General features: G+C 54.1%; 10 protein-coding genes and 1 tRNA gene. 6 read left to right on the top strand and 5 right to left on the bottom strand.

Annotated elements, in window-relative coordinates:
• The first annotated feature begins 1 nt into the window (after position 1).
• Positions 2-1,336 carry a sigma-54-dependent transcriptional regulator gene (locus ACRBCU_RS12485; RefSeq protein ID WP_431365719.1) on the top strand — a complete coding sequence of 445 codons (1,335 nt, stop codon included), beginning with the start codon at positions 2-4 and terminating at the stop codon, positions 1,334-1,336.
• 280 nt (positions 1,337-1,616) lie between these two features.
• On the opposite strand, the gene rocF is transcribed toward ACRBCU_RS12485, so the two are convergent.
• Positions 1,617-2,528, bottom strand: coding sequence for an arginase (gene rocF, locus ACRBCU_RS12480; RefSeq protein ID WP_431365718.1), 912 nt, complete (start codon positions 2,526-2,528; stop codon positions 1,617-1,619).
• Positions 2,529-2,648: 120 nt separating this feature from the next.
• On the opposite strand from rocF, the gene ACRBCU_RS12475 reads away from it, so the two are divergent.
• Positions 2,649-3,071 carry an Lrp/AsnC family transcriptional regulator gene (locus ACRBCU_RS12475; protein ID WP_431365717.1) on the top strand — a complete coding sequence of 141 codons (423 nt, stop codon included), beginning with the start codon at positions 2,649-2,651 and terminating at the stop codon, positions 3,069-3,071.
• Here the strand turns inward: ACRBCU_RS12475 and ACRBCU_RS12470 are convergent, their stop codons facing one another.
• Positions 3,072-3,530 carry a disulfide bond formation protein B gene (locus tag ACRBCU_RS12470; protein ID WP_431365716.1) on the bottom strand — a complete coding sequence of 153 codons (459 nt, stop codon included), beginning with the start codon at positions 3,528-3,530 and terminating at the stop codon, positions 3,072-3,074. It lies immediately after the preceding gene.
• A complete protein-coding gene (locus ACRBCU_RS12465) occupies positions 3,527-4,105 on the bottom strand; it encodes a YqaA family protein (protein ID WP_431365715.1) in 579 nt (192 codons plus the stop codon). Before ACRBCU_RS12465 ends, ACRBCU_RS12470 begins: the two co-directional genes overlap by 4 nt.
• Positions 4,106-4,242: 137 nt before the next feature.
• On the opposite strand from ACRBCU_RS12465, the gene ACRBCU_RS12460 reads away from it, so the two are divergent.
• The 4 genes from ACRBCU_RS12460 (at position 4,243) to ACRBCU_RS12445 (ending at position 13,296) form a co-directional block, all read left to right on the top strand.
• Positions 4,243-4,328: transfer RNA gene (locus ACRBCU_RS12460), tRNA-Leu, on the top strand.
• Positions 4,329-5,086: 758 nt separating this feature from the next.
• A complete protein-coding gene (locus ACRBCU_RS12455) occupies positions 5,087-10,456 on the top strand; it encodes an Ig-like domain-containing protein (protein ID WP_431365714.1) in 5,370 nt (1,789 codons plus the stop codon).
• 229 nt (positions 10,457-10,685) lie between these two features.
• Positions 10,686-12,443: a Hint domain-containing protein gene (locus ACRBCU_RS12450; RefSeq protein WP_431365713.1), complete on the top strand. Its 1,758-nt coding sequence runs from the start codon at positions 10,686-10,688 to the stop codon at positions 12,441-12,443.
• A gap of 157 nt (positions 12,444-12,600) precedes the next feature.
• Positions 12,601-13,296, top strand: a complete 696-nt coding sequence (locus ACRBCU_RS12445; protein ID WP_431365712.1) for a Hint domain-containing protein — start codon at positions 12,601-12,603, stop codon at positions 13,294-13,296.
• Here ACRBCU_RS12445 and ACRBCU_RS12440 read toward each other — a convergent pair.
• Together ACRBCU_RS12440 and ACRBCU_RS12435 are read right to left on the bottom strand one after the other, a co-directional pair.
• Complete coding sequence (locus ACRBCU_RS12440) at positions 13,288-13,875, bottom strand: nucleotidyltransferase family protein (protein ID WP_431365711.1); 588 nt, start codon at positions 13,873-13,875, stop codon at positions 13,288-13,290. The genes ACRBCU_RS12445 and ACRBCU_RS12440 overlap by 9 nt on opposite strands.
• Positions 13,872-16,286 carry a GcvT family protein gene (locus tag ACRBCU_RS12435; RefSeq protein WP_431365710.1) on the bottom strand — a complete coding sequence of 805 codons (2,415 nt, stop codon included), beginning with the start codon at positions 16,284-16,286 and terminating at the stop codon, positions 13,872-13,874. Before ACRBCU_RS12435 ends, ACRBCU_RS12440 begins: the two co-directional genes overlap by 4 nt.
• Positions 16,287-16,477 lie beyond the last annotated feature (191 nt).

Genomic DNA, 16,477 nt, shown 5'->3' with positions numbered 1-16,477 from the left:
CATGGCCAATGCTATGAAAATCGCCATCGTTGATGATGAAAAAGATATGCGCCAGTCGATCTCGCAGTGGCTGGCGTTGTCCGGTTACGACACCGAGACTTTCGCCTCTGCTGAGGATGCGCTTGCGGGGATTGGATCTGATTACCCGGGCATCGTGATTTCGGACATCAAAATGCCGGGCATGGATGGAATGCAGTTTCTCAAGAAGCTGATGGGCACCGATAGCGCTTTGCCGGTGATTATGATCACAGGCCACGGCGATGTGCCGATGGCTGTGGACGCGATGCGCATTGGCGCGTTTGATTTTCTGGAAAAACCTTTCAACCCGGATCGCATGTCCGAGCTTGCCAAAAAAGCTGCGAACGCGCGCCGCTTGACGTTAGACAATCGCGCATTGCGTCGGGAACTGTCTGATGGTGGGCAACTGATGAAAAAGCTCATCGGTGCCTCGCCTGTGATGGAACGTCTAAAAGAAGACATTCTGGATTTGGGTCAAGCTGATGGGCATGTGTTGATCGACGGTGAAACGGGCACAGGAAAAACGCTCGTTGCCCATGCGTTGCACGCGGTCGGAAGCCGCGCGGGCAAACGCTTTGTTCTCGTGAGCTGCGCGGCCATGGACGAAGATGCGCTCGCGCAGCGGCTTTTTGGGCCGGTGCCGCCAGAAGATCCGTATTTGCCTGCGATAGAAGAGGCGAGAGGCGGGACGCTGGTTCTAGAGGATATCGAAGCGCTGAGCGATGGTTTGCAGGCGCGACTGCTTTCGGTGATTAACGAGCAGGGCACGCCAGCGGAAACCCGGATTATTGCGATTTCCAATCTGCAAGAACAAGACCGCACGTGCGAGGATGCTTTGCGCTCAGATTTGTTCTACCGCCTTGCTGCATTGCGCATCACTATTCCACCACTGCGCGCGCGGGGCGAAGATATCCTATCGCTATTCACCCGTCTTTCCGAGCAATTCGCAGAGGAATACGGATGCGACGCTCCAGAGGTGTCAGCGCAAGAGGCGGCGCAGCTATTGCAAGCGCCTTGGCCGGGAAATGTGCGTCAATTGATCAATATTGCAGAGCGCGCTGTTTTGCAGACCCGCCGTGGTTCGGGAACGATCGCATCGCTTCTGATGAATGATCACGACGAAATGACGCCAGTGATGACCACCGAAGGCAAGCCACTCAAGGAATATGTGGAAGCGTTCGAGCGGATGCTGATCGACAATACGATGCGCCGTCACAAAGGTTCGATTGCGGCAGTCATGGACGAACTTTGTCTGCCTCGTAGAACGTTGAACGAGAAAATGGCAAAATACGGTCTGCAGCGCTCTGAGTATTTGTAATCAAATTGTGCGGCTGCGCCGCGCTTGTTTTTTGGGTTGGGGGCTCTGCCCCCGTCTCAATGAATTGAGACTCCCCCGAGATATTTTGAGACCAAAGAAGAATTCACTTCTTTTTTACGCTTTTGGCTTAAATCTGAAGTACGGAACAGGCGGAGACGCCGATGACCGTGACCGAAGAAGCCCTGAGCCCTGTGCTAAGGGTGGATTCCTTCTTTGGTCCAAAAATATCTCGGGGTCTGGGGCTGGCCCCAGTCGGGTCGGTTTTGCCCCCGCTGATAGGCTAAGTTAGGCGGTCAAAAACACGCCGCCCAAGGGCTGAAGCCGCAAGGTCGCTCATCACTTGCGCTGTTTTTCCACGTTCGTCCAGAAATGGATTTAGCTCGACCAGATCAAGCGCGCTTAGCAAACCGCTGTCGCAGATCATTTCCATCGCCAAATGCGCTTCGCGCAGGGTTGCACCACCCGGCACGGTGGTTCCGACGGCCGGGGCAAAGATCGGATCAATGAAATCCACATCCAAAGAAACATGGAGTAATCCATGCGCGCCCTTAACTTTTGCGAGAAACGCCGCAAGCAAGGGGCCAATGCCATGTTCATCAATTGCGCGCATGTCGTGGCAGATGATTTTGCTGTTTTGCAGCGCGGCGCGCTCTGGTGCATCGACGCTTCGTAAGCCCAAAAGGCAGATGTTCTCTTGGGTGAGAGGCTTATCAAACGTTGGAAAGCCCTCAAATCCTTCGCGCCCTGTCAAATACCCCAGCGGAGTGCCATGCAGGTGCGCCGAGGCCGAGGTGTTTGGGGTATGAAAATCGGAATGTGCGTCGAGCCAAAGAACGAACAAAGGGCGATTGATCGCCTGTGCGTGGCGCATACTGCCAAGGACAGAGCCGTGCGACAGGCTGTGATCACCGCCCAAGAAGATTGGAACGCTATGGTTCAACGCCGTTTGAGCCGCCTCAGCGATCACCCGCGTCCAGCCAATTGTATCGGCGCGTTTAAAGCCCGGGCCCGCTGTTTCGATATCACCGAGGGCAGGCAGCGTTAGATTGCCGAGGTCATGCAGATTGAGCCCGAGTTCTTTGATAGCTTTGGGAAGGCCTGCTGTGCGATAGGAATCGGGGCCCATCAAGCATCCTGCTTGCGTTTTACCGCTGTCCACCGGACAGCCGATGAGTTGAACTTGGTTGCGCATGAAATCCCTCGCTAAATCTTTCTTGGATCGGGTTTATCTGTGCGTTATGGTCAATCGTAAGCTTAAAAAGTGATCGAAAATGCGACCGATGGGCCGTTTCGGGTTAAAGGACTTATCGTAATGGATGATTTGGATCACCGATTGATCGCCCTTTTGCGCAAGAATGCGCGTGCGTCTTTGTCAGAGCTTGCTGCTCATTTGGGTATTACGCGGGCGACCGTGCGCAATCGCATGGCGCAGCTTGAGGCGTCGGGCGAGGTTCGCGGGTATCAAGTTGCATTGAAAGGGGACATCTCACCCGATCCCGTGCGCGGTTTGATGATGCTGAGCATTGAAGGGCGCGGAACCGAGCGCGTCACGCGCCAGCTCACTGGAATGAGCGATGTGCGCGCGGTTCATAGCACCAACGGGCGTTGGGATTTGATTGTCGAGATCGGAACGGAAACGCTTGAAACGCTTGATGGTGTTCTGGCGCGCATCCGTAAGTTGGATGGCGTTATGAATTCAGAAACCAGCTTGCTCTTGGCAACGCGCGTGGGGTGATTAGCGTTGTTTGAGCGCTAGGATCCAGATCGCGGCAAACGCGATTGACGCCAGCATGTTCCAACTCGCCATGGAGAGGCCGAACATTTCCCATGGCACTTCATCACATCGCACAAGAGGTGCGGACATAATTTGAGCCATCAAATCGCCCGCGCTCATGTCGGAAACGGAACCAGAGGTGCATGTGGTTGGACCTTCCCACCAGCCGCGTTCAACGCCTGTATGATACGCGCCGATGCCAGCGGTGGTTAGTGCCGCGATCGCGCCGAGCGCCGACAAAAAACGCAAAGAGGTAAGCCAAGCCAGTGCGCCGATCAGGATTGCTGCGACATGCGGATAGCGCTGCCAGATGCACAATTTGCAGGGCGCCATCTCGCCAAGATATTGAAAACCGAACGCGCCGATCATCATCGCCGCGGATCCGCCAGCGGCAAATAGTACCAGATTTCGGTAATTCATAGGAACCTCACAACATAGAAGCCTGCGAAAAGTAGCACAACAAAGAGTGTGAACATCAAAGGCAGGCGTTTTTCAATGAAATCGCGGATAGGCGCACCGAATTTCCACAGTAACAGGGCGACCAAGTAAAACCGCAAGGCCCGCGCTATGATCGAGGTTACGATAAATGTGGCCAGAGGCATCCCCGTCCAGCCAGACATAATCGTGATGACTTTATAAGGGAACGGGGTGATACCCGCGGTCAGGACTGCCCAGAACCCCAAGTCATTAAAGCGTGTCGAGAATTCTTCCATGGCGTGGGCTTTGCCAAGGCTCTCAAGAATGGGCGCACCGAATTGCTCGTAAGCCAAAGCGCCGATAGCGTAACCTAACAGCCCGCCAAGGACCGACGCGATCAGAGCGACGCTTGCGATAAGCCATGCGCGCGAGGGTTTGGCGAGAATCATGGGAATCATCAAAATGTCAGGCGGTATCGGAAAGAACGAGCTTTCTACGAAAGAAACGATTGCGAGTACCCACAAAGCGTGAGGGTGTTCGGCCCAAGACAACGTCACATCGTAGAGTTTTTTGAGCATTTCGTGCCTTTCTTGGCTTTTAGGGCAGTGAACACGCGTGTCCTTAAGGGTCAAGAGGGGCCGTGGCTCATTTTCTTTCATCAACGGCATTGTGAGGTCTGGACCCTGCCGAAAAGCACAGCTAAGTAGGCGTCAGTGCCCAAGTGGCGGAATGGTAGACGCAGGGGATTCAAAATCCCCCGCCTTAACGGGCGTGCCGGTTCGAGTCCGGCCTTGGGTACCACTTGCTTTTGCAAGCTCCGCATTTTTCTCAGCGATGCTTCTTAAAACATACCATTCCTAAAGCTGGCGAAGCAGACGCTCGACGGGTTTCGTGCTTGAGAGCGGATTGCCGTGGCTCTGGCGAATCAAATGCGCTCTGTTTGTGGATAACTCTCACCGAAAATCCCTAAGGTTGGTTATGCGACGTCAGTTTTCTTAAGACAGTCCACGATATCGGGGGAGTTTGATCCGCATTTGGAAACAGAACTGCCTTAATTTGAGCAGCACCTGAAATCTTCGCTCAAATTTTTCACATTCATGGTGAATCGTTTCCGAAGGAGCGATGGTTTAGGGGAAATTAGGGCATACTAACAAAATATGAAACAATCTGTGCGAGAATTCATAAAAACTTAACAATCTTTGCCACAATTTGACGAGCACAAGCACTGAGAACTGAAGGGAAATCCAAAAAATTCCCATGTCAGTTGCGCGAAAAAACGCCTAAAAGTGAAATTGTGTTTGATGCTCGCTGATTGCGCGCTAGGACTAGAGAGCCCAACTGGGGGGCGCTCTGAAGGCCATGGGGGTGGCCGAAAGAACGAATTGGCGTCTGTGATGACGCAAAGCTGCTGTTGAGATCTTTCTTCTGATCCGAAGCGCACCGTGCATTTTTGCGCGGCCCAGCTTTGTAAGTCCCGACACCTTTTTGAGGATTGTCGCACTTTGGTGCGTCGTGGTTTTTTACCTGCTGCTCGCGGGTATGTTGTGAAGGGGTCTGAAATGCCTGATCTAAGAATGTCTTGGGGAGATTACCCTGGTGGATACGGTACCGAGATTACTGGAGCACCAGCTACGATCGACGCAGGCGGAGTTGCTGTCACGGTCGAGTATACGAATGTCGCGCCCACTGCGACGGCTTTCGCGCTGAATCTGGATACATTTGATGATCCGGGCGATGATCTTCCGTCTGGTTCACAGCTAAAGCTGATTTCTGACGGTGGGGGCGCTGGGGATACGTCCACGACCGTTTTGACATTTGATTCTACAGATGCGCTTTTTGGTGATCCAGTCGCTGATCTAACGTTCCGTATCGATGATATTGATGCGGGTGCCTTGGGCGATATCGACGGTGGTGCAGGAAGCTCGCACGATGATATCGTTGTAATTCGCGCCTATGACGCTGCGGGCAATGAAATTCCGGTTACGATAACGCCAGGTGGCGGTATGACGGTGACGGGTCAAACAATTGACGGCGACACGCAAGGCCTGCCAACCGATGCTGCGCAGTCCGCATTGATCGAAATCGCTGGTCCAGTTGCACGTGTTGAGATTGACCTCGCAAACGGTGACGCTGGCGAGCAAGAGGTTCTCATTTCTGATCTGTTGTTCACGACGACCGATCCTTCTGACAATGCTGATCCGATTGCGAACCCTGATACAGGCACGACTCCAGTTGATACGCTGCTTGAGGACATTGATGTTCTAGGCAATGACACGGACGCAGATGGCGATCCTTTGACTGTTACGGCTGCAACTGCGCCAAACGGGACAGTCACGATCAATGCCGATGGTACGCTTGATTATGATCCAGATCCGGGCTTCACGGGGCCGGACACGATTACCTATACGATTAGTGACGGAAATGGCGGCAGCGATACATCTACTGTTGCAATCACTGTCACCGATGATCCGAACAGCCTGCCTGTCGCTGAAGATGACGTCGCAACAGCTGTTTCTGAAGTTCTGCTCGAAAACATTGATGTTTTGGGCAATGACAGTGACCCAGACGGTGATCCGCTGACCGTTACTGCTGCGTCCGCTGCAAACGGAACGGTCACGATCAATGGTGATGGCACACTGAACTATACGTCTGATACCGACTTTATTGGTGACGACACGATCACTTACACGATTGATGACTCAATAAGTGGCACCGATACGGCAACTGTTATTGTAACCGTTAACGCCGCCGATCCGAGCAACACAGCTCCTATTGCTGTGAACGAAGCGATTGATGCGCCGACTGGTTTGCTTGTGGAAGACATCGATGTCCTCGGCAATGATAGCGATCCGGACGGTGATCCGCTGACTGTTATTTCGGCGACATCGCCAAATGGCACGGTGACGATCAACCCAGATGGCACGCTTGATTACCAGTCTGACCCCGGTTTTGAAGGCACGGACAACATCACCTATACGATCTCCGACGGTCGTGGCGGCACCGATGAAGGCGTGGTGCGTGTGTCTGTACGTGACACAGGTGGCGGCAACGAAGCACCGACTCCCGCACCAGACACAGCGTCAACGCCTGTTGATACGCTGATCGAAGACCTCGACGTTCTTGCCAATGACAGCGATCCTGATGGTGATCCGCTGACTGTGACCTCTGCATCAGCGGAGAACGGCACGGTAACGATCAACCCAGACTTTACGCTGGATTATCAACCTGATCCCGGTTTTGAAGGCTTTGACACAATCACCTATGTGGTTGATGACGGCAACGGCGGCACGGTGTCTGCACCTGTCACGGTGACGGTTGGTGATCCCAACGAGTTACCTGTTGCCAATGACGACGCTGCGAGCGGTGTGTCTGAAGTATTGATCGAGAACATTGATGTTCTTGGCAATGACACCGATCCAGATGGCGATCCTTTGACCGTTACTGCTGCGTCCGCTGCAAACGGCACTGTGACTATCAATGGCGACGGTACTCTGAACTATACGTCTGACACTGATTTTGTCGGCGATGACACGATCACCTACACAATTGATGACTCAATAAGTGGCACCGATACGGCGTCGGTTATTGTCACAATCAGTGCGCCTGATCCGACGAACACTGCTCCTATTGCTGTGAACGAAGCGGTTCTGGCTGAAACCGATGTGCTGCTTGAGGATATTGATATCCTCGGCAATGATAGCGATCCGGACGGTGATCCGCTGACTGTTATTTCGGCGACATCGCCAAATGGCACGGTGACGATCAACCCAGATGGCACGCTGGATTACCAGTCTGACCCCGGTTTTGAAGGCACGGACAACATCACCTATACGATCTCCGACGGTCGTGGCGGCACCGATGAAGGCGTGGTGCGTGTGTCTGTACGTGACACAGGTGGCGGCAACGAAGCACCGACTCCCGCACCAGACACAGCGTCAACGCCTGTTGATACGCTGATCGAAGACCTCGACGTTCTTGCCAATGACAGCGATCCTGATGGTGATCCGCTGACTGTGACCTCTGCATCAGCGGAGAACGGCACGGTAACGATCAACCCAGACTTTACGCTGGATTATCAACCTGATCCCGGTTTTGAGGGCTTTGATACAATCACCTATGTGGTGGATGACGGCAATGGCGGCACGGTATCCGCACCTGTCACGGTCACAGTTGGTGATCCTGCTGCGAATTCCGATCCTGTTGCAAACCCAGACACAGCAACCACGCCTGTTGATACGCTGCTCGAAGATATTCCAGTCTTGGGCAATGACAGCGATCCAGATGGTGATCCTCTGACGGTTACGGCTGCGAGCGCACCTAATGGCACTGTCACGATCAATGGAGATGGCACGCTTGATTACGATCCGACACCTGGTTTTGAAGGCGTTGATACGATCACCTATTCTGTTTCCGACGGAAATGGCGGCACGGATGTTTCGACGGTAACCGTCACGGTCGGTGATCCGAACGAGGATCCGGATGCAAACCCTGACACGTCGAGCACAACGGCTGATACACCTGTCACGATCTTCCCGCTTGGGAATGACACGGACCCAGAAGGTGATCCTCTGACCATTACGAGCGCGACTGCACCAAATGGCACAGTTACGGTATCTCCAGACGGAACATCGGTCACTTATACGCCTGATCCTGGTTTTGATGATGATGTCGATTCAATCACCTACACCATTTCCGATGGCAGTGGCGGTACAGACACGTCTTCAATCCAAGTTCTGGTTGGAACGCCGACGCTTGACGGTATTGTCGAAGGCACTGCTGGCGATGATTTGATCGTTGGTGATGATCCTGCGACGGGTGTCGATGATGCCTATATGGGCGATCCTGAAGGCGACGAAATCGACAATTCTGACGCGATTGCGCCAGAAGCTGGTGCGCAAGACGATATCGTTGAAGCGGGCGCTGGTGACGACACGGTCGACTCTGGTTTGGGCGATGACTATGTCGAAGCCGACGAAGGCGATGATGTCGTTACAACGGGCGAGGGCGATGACACGGTCCTCGGCGGCACGGGCGATGATGACATCGACACGGGCGAAGGCGATGACTCTGTCTTCTCTGGTGATGACAACGATACGGTTACAACGGGTGACGGCGAAGATACTGTGCTTGCTGGCATCGGCGACGATGTTATCGACACAAGCGGTGCGATCCCGCTGATCGACACGGCGACATTCCCATCTGTTCCTGTTGACGCTGACCCAGAGGATGACCGCGATTACGTCGAAGGGGATGAGGGCGCTGACCTTATCACAACCGGCGATGACGCGGATACGATCTTTGGCGGTGAAGGCAACGATACGATCTTCTCGGGCATCGACGATGACTCTGTCATTGGCGACGGCGGTGCCGATTCAATCTTCGATGAGCACGGCGCGGACTACGTTGAAGGCGGCGAGGGCGACGATACAATTGACGTTGGTATCGACACATTCTCCGACTACATCGGCGATGATCCAAATCTGCCTGTCACTGACGCTGGGATTACTTTTGTCACGGATCCAAACACAGATGATGGTCGCGATACCGTCTTCGGTGGAACGGGCAACGATGTGATCACCACGGGCGACGATGCAGATAGCATCGACGGCGGAGATGACGATGACACGATCAATGCGGGTATCGATGACGATACGGTGCGCGGTGGTCTTGGCGACGATAGCATCTTTGGTGGCCACGGCTCTGATACGATTGCTGGCGGCGGCGGTGATGACTACATCGACTCAGGCCACACAGGCACGCCGGGCTATATCGGTGACGTTGAGGATGCACTGGAGCTTCCGGGCCTTGAGCTGAACGACCGCGATGTGGTCACAGGTGGCTCTGGCAACGACACGATCTTGACGGGCGACGATGACGACTCTGTTATCGGCGGACAGGGCAACGACTTTATCGACGGTGGTATCGACGAAGATACGATCCACGGTAGCTCTGGCAACGATACGGTTCTGGGTGGTCTTGGTGATGACTCTCTGCTTGGCGAGGGCGGTCTTGACTCAATCGTTGGCGGCGACGGTAGCGATACCATCGACGGCGGCGGTGACAGCGATACGATCACGGGCGGCGCTGGTGCAGACAGCATCTTTGGTAACGACGGTGAAGACAGCATCATTGGCGCAACCGCGGGCGATACGATTGACGGCGGCGAAGGTCCAACGGACTTTGACACGCTTGATCTTCGCGGCGCAGGCGCGGCTGAGAACGTAGGTGGACGGGTCACGATTGACTATGATGCGCCGGGTTCTGAGGGTGGTGTCGTCAACTTCCTTGATGCCACGGATGCGATCACGGGAACGGCGCGTTTCGACAATATCGAAAACGTCATTCCGTGCTTCACGCCGGGTACGCTGATTGCGACGCCGCAAGGCGAACGCCGTGTGGAAGACCTAAAGGCCGGGGATCGCGTTATCACACGTGACAACGGCATTCAGGAAATCCGCTGGTGCGGTGCAAAAGAGCTTACGGGTGGCCAACTGGCAGCCAATGCTCACTTGCAGCCGATCCTGATCCAAGCGGGCGCTTTGGGTGACAATCTGCCAGAGCGCGATATCCTCGTGTCTCCTCAGCACCGTATGCTTTTGACCACGGACAAAGCTGCGATGTTCTTTGAAGAGCGCGAAGTGCTTATTGCGGCTAAACATCTGACCATTCTGGAAGGTGTGGATGCAGTGGAAAGCTCTGGTACGACCTACATTCACATCATGTTCGATCAGCATGAAGTGGTGCTCTCCAACGGCACATGGTCTGAGAGCTTCCAGCCGGGGGATTACTCGCTCGATGGCATCGGCAAAGAGCAACGCGACGAGATTTTGGAGTTGTTCCCAGAACTTGCAACGCAGCAGGGCTCAGAGGCCTATCAATCTGCGCGTCGCACGCTGAAGAAATACGAGGCGGCCCTTCTGTTAGGGTAAAGTCCCCCTGACGGGGCTTTCGTCTCAAACTAATATGCAGCTCTGATGGACAGGGGGCTGTTCATCAGGAATGGAAAGAGGCGGGCAACCGCCTCTTTCTGTCATTGAGTAGATCGCAAGAAATGTATCGTATTCGGTATATTTCCCCCTTGCCCAGTAAGGGGAGGCGTATTGTATAGTGAAAAACAGCACATGGTTGTTTTGTTGGTTTGTAAACTGAGGAAGAGTTATGCCAGTCTTTAATGGATTGCCCGGCGCAGACACGATTCAAGGTAGCGCGACCGAGGATACGATTTTTGGAAATGCAGGCGATGATCTCCTTTCTGGAGAGGGACTCGACGATTCCATTCTGGGCGGCGCGGGTGATGACACCATCTACGGCGACGTCGGTGTTGGAACAGCGCCCGGCGTTGACGCATCTCCCATTGATCTCAGCATTGGCAATTTGGTTTCCGATAGCTCTAGCGGCAACAACAACGCGCAAGTCAATGACGTTGCAATTTACTCCGATGTGGCCGAGCTTGCTGACGGAACACTGGTGTCTGCCCGTCTGATTTTGACTGGAACGACAAATCCGAATCTGAACATTGATATGTCTGGTGCGAATGGTGCCGAGATTCTGCTCAACAGTGGCTCAGGCCGCGTTCCTGCTGGCGCAGAAGCCAGTTTCCGTATGGAGTTCTTTGATCCAGCGACCGGCGATCCCATTGCTCTGAACTCAGTCGCGACTTTTAACGATTTAGACAGAAATGGCGTCGGCGATCAGGAAGCGGTAACGCTTGATACGGCCAGCTTTACAAACTACGCGGTTGCGCCTGTCTCTTCTTTGGCTGTGACCAATGCCGCAGGCAGTGTGACAGCATCCGGTACAGAGCAAAATTCACCTGCGGATACAGACGCTTGGTTTAGCGCAGGTTTTGAAAACCGTGAATTTATCGAATTCACGCTCGAAGCACGTTCGAGCCCATCTGGCTTTACCATGAGCGGCGATTTGATCCCCGACGCGGTTGTGACAGAAATCGAAGCAGGCGACGATACGATATTAGGCGGCGCTGGCAACGATGTCATTTTGGGCCAAGGCGGCGATGACAGTCTCGTTGCTGGATCAGGCGATGATAGTATTGAAGGCGGCGATGGCATGGATGCTATCGTGGGCGGTACGGGAAATGACACCTTAAGTGGTGGTAATAACTCAGATATATTTACCTTCGATGGGGCTGGCGATCATGTGATTGTCGGCGGCGAAGATGCTGACGGGTCCGATATTGATGTCATCGATCTGAGCGGAATTAACGCGCGGGTTATTCAAGGCGGCGCTGAGAACGGCATCATCGAATTCTTAGATGCGGGCGGGGCGGTTATCAATACCGCGACTTATTCTCAAATTGAGCAAGTCATTTGCTTTACTCCCGAGGCGAACATCATGACGCCGCGTGGACCGCGCCGCGCTGACAGTTTGCAGATTGGTGACAAGGTCATCACACGTGACAATGGTCCGCAAGAATTGGCGTGGATCGGTCAAAAGACGCTCAATGTTGGTAACATGATCGCGAATCCTGATCTGGCACCTGTAACCATCGCCGCGGGTGCCCTCGGCAATGGCTTGCCTGAGCGCACGTTGTTCTTGTCACCCAACCACCGCGTTTTGATGCAAGGTGAAATGAATCGGATCTTGTTTGATACGCCCGAAGTTTTGCTTGCAGCAAAACACCTTGTTGGGCGTCCGGGTATTACGCAAAAGGTTCCCAATTCGGTGACCTATCTTCATATGATGTTCGAAAACCATGAGGTGATCATGTCCGAAGGTGCATGGAGCGAAAGCTTCCAACCTGCGACGCATGCACTTCAGGGCGTCGAATCGAGCCAGCGCGATGAGCTGTTTTCGATCTTTCCAGAGCTGAAAACAGCAAAAGGATTGCAAGATTATTCAGCTGCACGCCGCTCTCTCAAAGGTTTTGAATCGGAAATTCTAGTCGCTGAGTTGTAACTGAAAATGACTACACCTTAGGGTTGCGTTGCTTGTGATTTTTTCCCAATTGCCGCGAGTGAACCACGGCTCTGCCACATTTGCGTCACGTTAGGTAAGCAAACCCAGTCTTGTAACGAGATACAACGGCCAGTTTGCCTGCGAAGAGACGAATGTAATGAGTAACTTGGGTAACAGTTTAGTTCTTCGCAAAACCGTTGATCCTGTTGTGTGCAAAGACCTTGATGCGGGGGGCATGCTCCCGCATCAAGCTGCATACTGCCCCTGTTTTACACCTGGTACTTTAGTTAAAACCGACTATGGCGAATGCGCTGTTGAAGATATTACCGTTGGTATGCGCGTACTTACACGCGATAACGGTTATCAGCCTGTGGTCTGGACTGGACAGCGCTCGTTAACCAAGGAAACCTTGGCTCAGTTTTCCGATTTGCATCCTGTGCAGATCGCACAAGGCGCGCTTGGCAATAATCTGCCTGAGCGCGATATGAAGGTTTCACCGCAACACAGAATGTTGCTCAACAATGCGCAAATTCGTCAATGGTTTGAGGCCGATGAAGTCTTGATCGCGGCGCATCTGCTGACTTGTTTTGAAGGTGTTGAGCGAGAAACCGTCGAGGATGTGACCTATATCCATTTCATGTGCGCGCAGCATGAAATCGTCCTTGCCGACGGCGCGTGGACCGAAAGCTATCAGCCCAGTGATATGCGCCTTGGTGCGATTGACGAACGGCACCGCACTGAATTGCTTAGCATTTTTCCTGAATTGGCCGAGGGTGCTAAATCTGTTTTCCCAGCCGCACGTGCAACGATCAGCCAAAGCACATTTGTCGAGACCGTCTTTCCGTCAGAGTGAAGCGCGCCATGCACGCCATTCTTCTGGCGTATCTAGATCAAGCCTTGCACGTTCACCTTGCAATTCAACGCACTCAACCTCGGTTTCATGTTCTTTAAGCAATGAAAACGCGCCGCGATCGCCTGTCAAAAGATCAAACTTTGCCACCAACTCGGGTGAAAAGATAATCGGATGGCCGCGCGCGCCGGATTGGGTGGTGCATTGAAGCGCTATGGGACGCTTTTCGTCATATCGCGCCCAAGCAAGGCTAATATCCTGCGCCGTGATCTCGGGCATGTCGGCAGGCAGGATCATCAAACCTTCAGCATTCTTGGGCAGTGCCGCGACGCCAGCGCGCAGGGAGTATGACATGCCCTCATGCGCGTTTGGAACATAGATTTGCGTAACATCTAAATGGGCAATCGCCGCGACGCGTGGATGCTCTGGCGAGGGCAGGGTGATGATCACCTTGCTTTTTGCCTCAATCGCGCGTGAGGCAAGCACCTCTAGAATAGGCTTGCCCTCTACCAATTCGAGCAATTTGTCCCCCCCGCGCATCCGCGATGAGGCGCCCGCAGCAGGCAAAAGCGTAACCCTCATCCGCGCATCCGCGCGCCGTCCGCATCAAAGAGCGGTGTGGTAATGAGTTTTGCTTTGCGCATATGTCCCAGAATTTCAATTTCGACCTCAAGCCCGTCTTGCGCTAATTCGCGAGGGATCAATGCTTGGGCGATGCTTTTGCCTGCATAATGGGAATATCCACCAGAGGTGCAGAAGCCTTGCACCTTTCCCTCAATCCAGATCGGTTCATAAGCAACGACATCCGCCGTCTCGGCATCCACCTCAAACGCGCAAAGCTGGCGGGCAGGGGGCGTTTCACGTTCCGCCTCGGCCGCCGCGCGACCGATGAAATCCACGTTCTTTTTGAAGCTGATAAAGCGATCCATCCCCGTTTCCGCGGCTGTGTAATCTGGCGAAAACTCTGACAGCCATGATCCAAAGAACTTATCAAGCCGCAGCGACATCATCGCCCGCATCCCAAAGGGTTGCATGCCGTGTTCTTGCCCCGCGTTCCACAGCGTCCACCAAAGTTGGCGCTGCGCCATGGCATCGCAGTAGATTTCAAAGCCCAAATCGCCCGTATAGCTGACGCGCTGCACGATGCAGTCCGCCATGCCCACGCACATGCGCCGCACGTCCATAAACTTCATCTCGCTCACATCGCTGCGCGTGCAGGCGGCCAAAACCTCGCGCGCTTTTGGCCCTGCAATCTGGAAACCCGTGCGCCGATCCGAGATATTCTCAAGAATAACGCCCTCGTCCATATTCTTCTCGAACCAGCGCGTATGAAAAGCTTGACTGCCGTAACTGGCGGTTAGTTGAAATTCTTTCTCGCCAAGGCACGAGACGGTGAAGTCGCCAATCAAACGCCCTTTCGGGGAGAGCATAGGCGTCAGGCTAAGACGACCCTCTTTCGGAATGCGCCCTGCCATAATGCGATCGAGCCATGCGCGCGCATTTGGCCCTGTGATGCGGTATTTGCCGAAGTTTTGCACCTCATTGATGCCGACGCTGCTGCGCACAGCGTTTACCTCACGCGCCGTTGCGCCAAAGGCATCAGAGCGACGGAAGGAAGGCGTCTCATAGCTCGGCTCGCCCTCTTCGCGAGCGAAGTAGTTGGCGACCTCAAGCCCGTATTGCTGACCCCAAACCGCGCCCATATCGCTGAAAATATCGTACATCGGCGTTGTGCGGAAGGGACGCGCGGCGGGGAGTTCTTCATTGGGGTAAGCTACAGAGAACCGCTTTTGGTAATTCTCGATCACCTTTGGCAGCGTGTAGCCGGGGGTGATCACATCTTGGCCAAAGCGCGCCACATCCATCGCGAATGTATCGCGCTCCGTCTCGCCCTCGATCATCCATTGCGCCAGCATCAGGCCAACGCCGCCACCTTGGCTAAAGCCTGCCATGACACCGCACGCGGACCAATAATTGCGCATGCCCGGAACAGGGCCGACCAGCGGATTGCCATCAGGGGCAAAGGTAAACGGGCCGTGGATCACCGACTTGATGCCAGCGGTTTCCAGCACAGGAAAGCGCTTATAGGCAAAGGCGATGCTGTCTTCGATCTTGTCGTAATCATCTGGCAGCAATTCGTGGCCAAAGTCCCAAGGCGTGCCATCCACAGCCCAAGGGCGGCAGGGCTGCTCATAGAATCCGATGCAAAGCCCGCGACCCTCTTGGCGCAGATAACTCTCGCCCGCGGGGTCCATCACATGGGGATGCTCACTGTCCATATTGTAGATGTCGGGGATGTCATCGGTGACGATATATTGGTGCTCCATCGGGTGCAGCGGCAGGTAAACGCCAGCCATCGCGCCGACTTCACGCGCCCAGAGACCGCCTGCGTTGACGATATGCTCGGCGTGGATCGTGCCCTTGTTGGTGACAATGTCCCACGTGCCATCCGCGCGTTGGTTGGTTTCTTCAACTTTGCAATGCGTTTCGATCGTAGCCCCGCCCATGCGCGCCGCCTTGGCATAGGCATGGGTCGTGCCAGAAGGATCAAGGTGCCCATCAAGCGGATCGTAAAGCGCGCCCAGAATGCCATCCGTGTTGGTGACAGGGGCGATTTTCTTGATCTCGTCAGGCGTGACGATCTCCGTTTCCAGCCCCATGTAGCGATGCTTGGCACGCTCTGCGAGCAGCATATCGAACCGCTCTTGATTGTCCGCGAGTGTAACGCCGCCAACGTGATGAAGGCCGCAGGACATGCCCGTCAACGCTTCTAACTCTTTGTAAAGGTTGATCGTATAGCCCTGAAGCGCAGCCATGTTGGTGTCGCCGTTCAACGTATGAAATCCGCCAGCGGCATGCCAGGTCGAGCCAGAGGTGAGTTCGGAACGCTCCAGCAACATCACATCGGACCAACCCAACTTGGTCAAATGATATAACACAGAACATCCGACAACGCCGCCGCCGATTACAGCAACTCTGGTCGTGGTTTTCATGGCTTTTGCTCCTCTGGTTTAGTACCGGCGAAAATTTTCTGCGAAAATTTCCGACAGAAAACACTTCGCAGAAGTGTTTTGTCTTTACGAGATTTTTCGCCGAAAAATCTCGCTCCCCTTGCATGTTTGCGACATAGTTTGTCGCCTTTCATTGATTGTCTCTCAATGCGAGAGCTAGGCTAAGCTAATTG

The organism is Planktotalea sp. (genome assembly GCF_050633725.1).
GTDB lineage: Bacteria > Pseudomonadota > Alphaproteobacteria > Rhodobacterales > Rhodobacteraceae > Planktotalea.
This window is presented reverse-complemented; position numbering and strand designations above follow the sequence as displayed.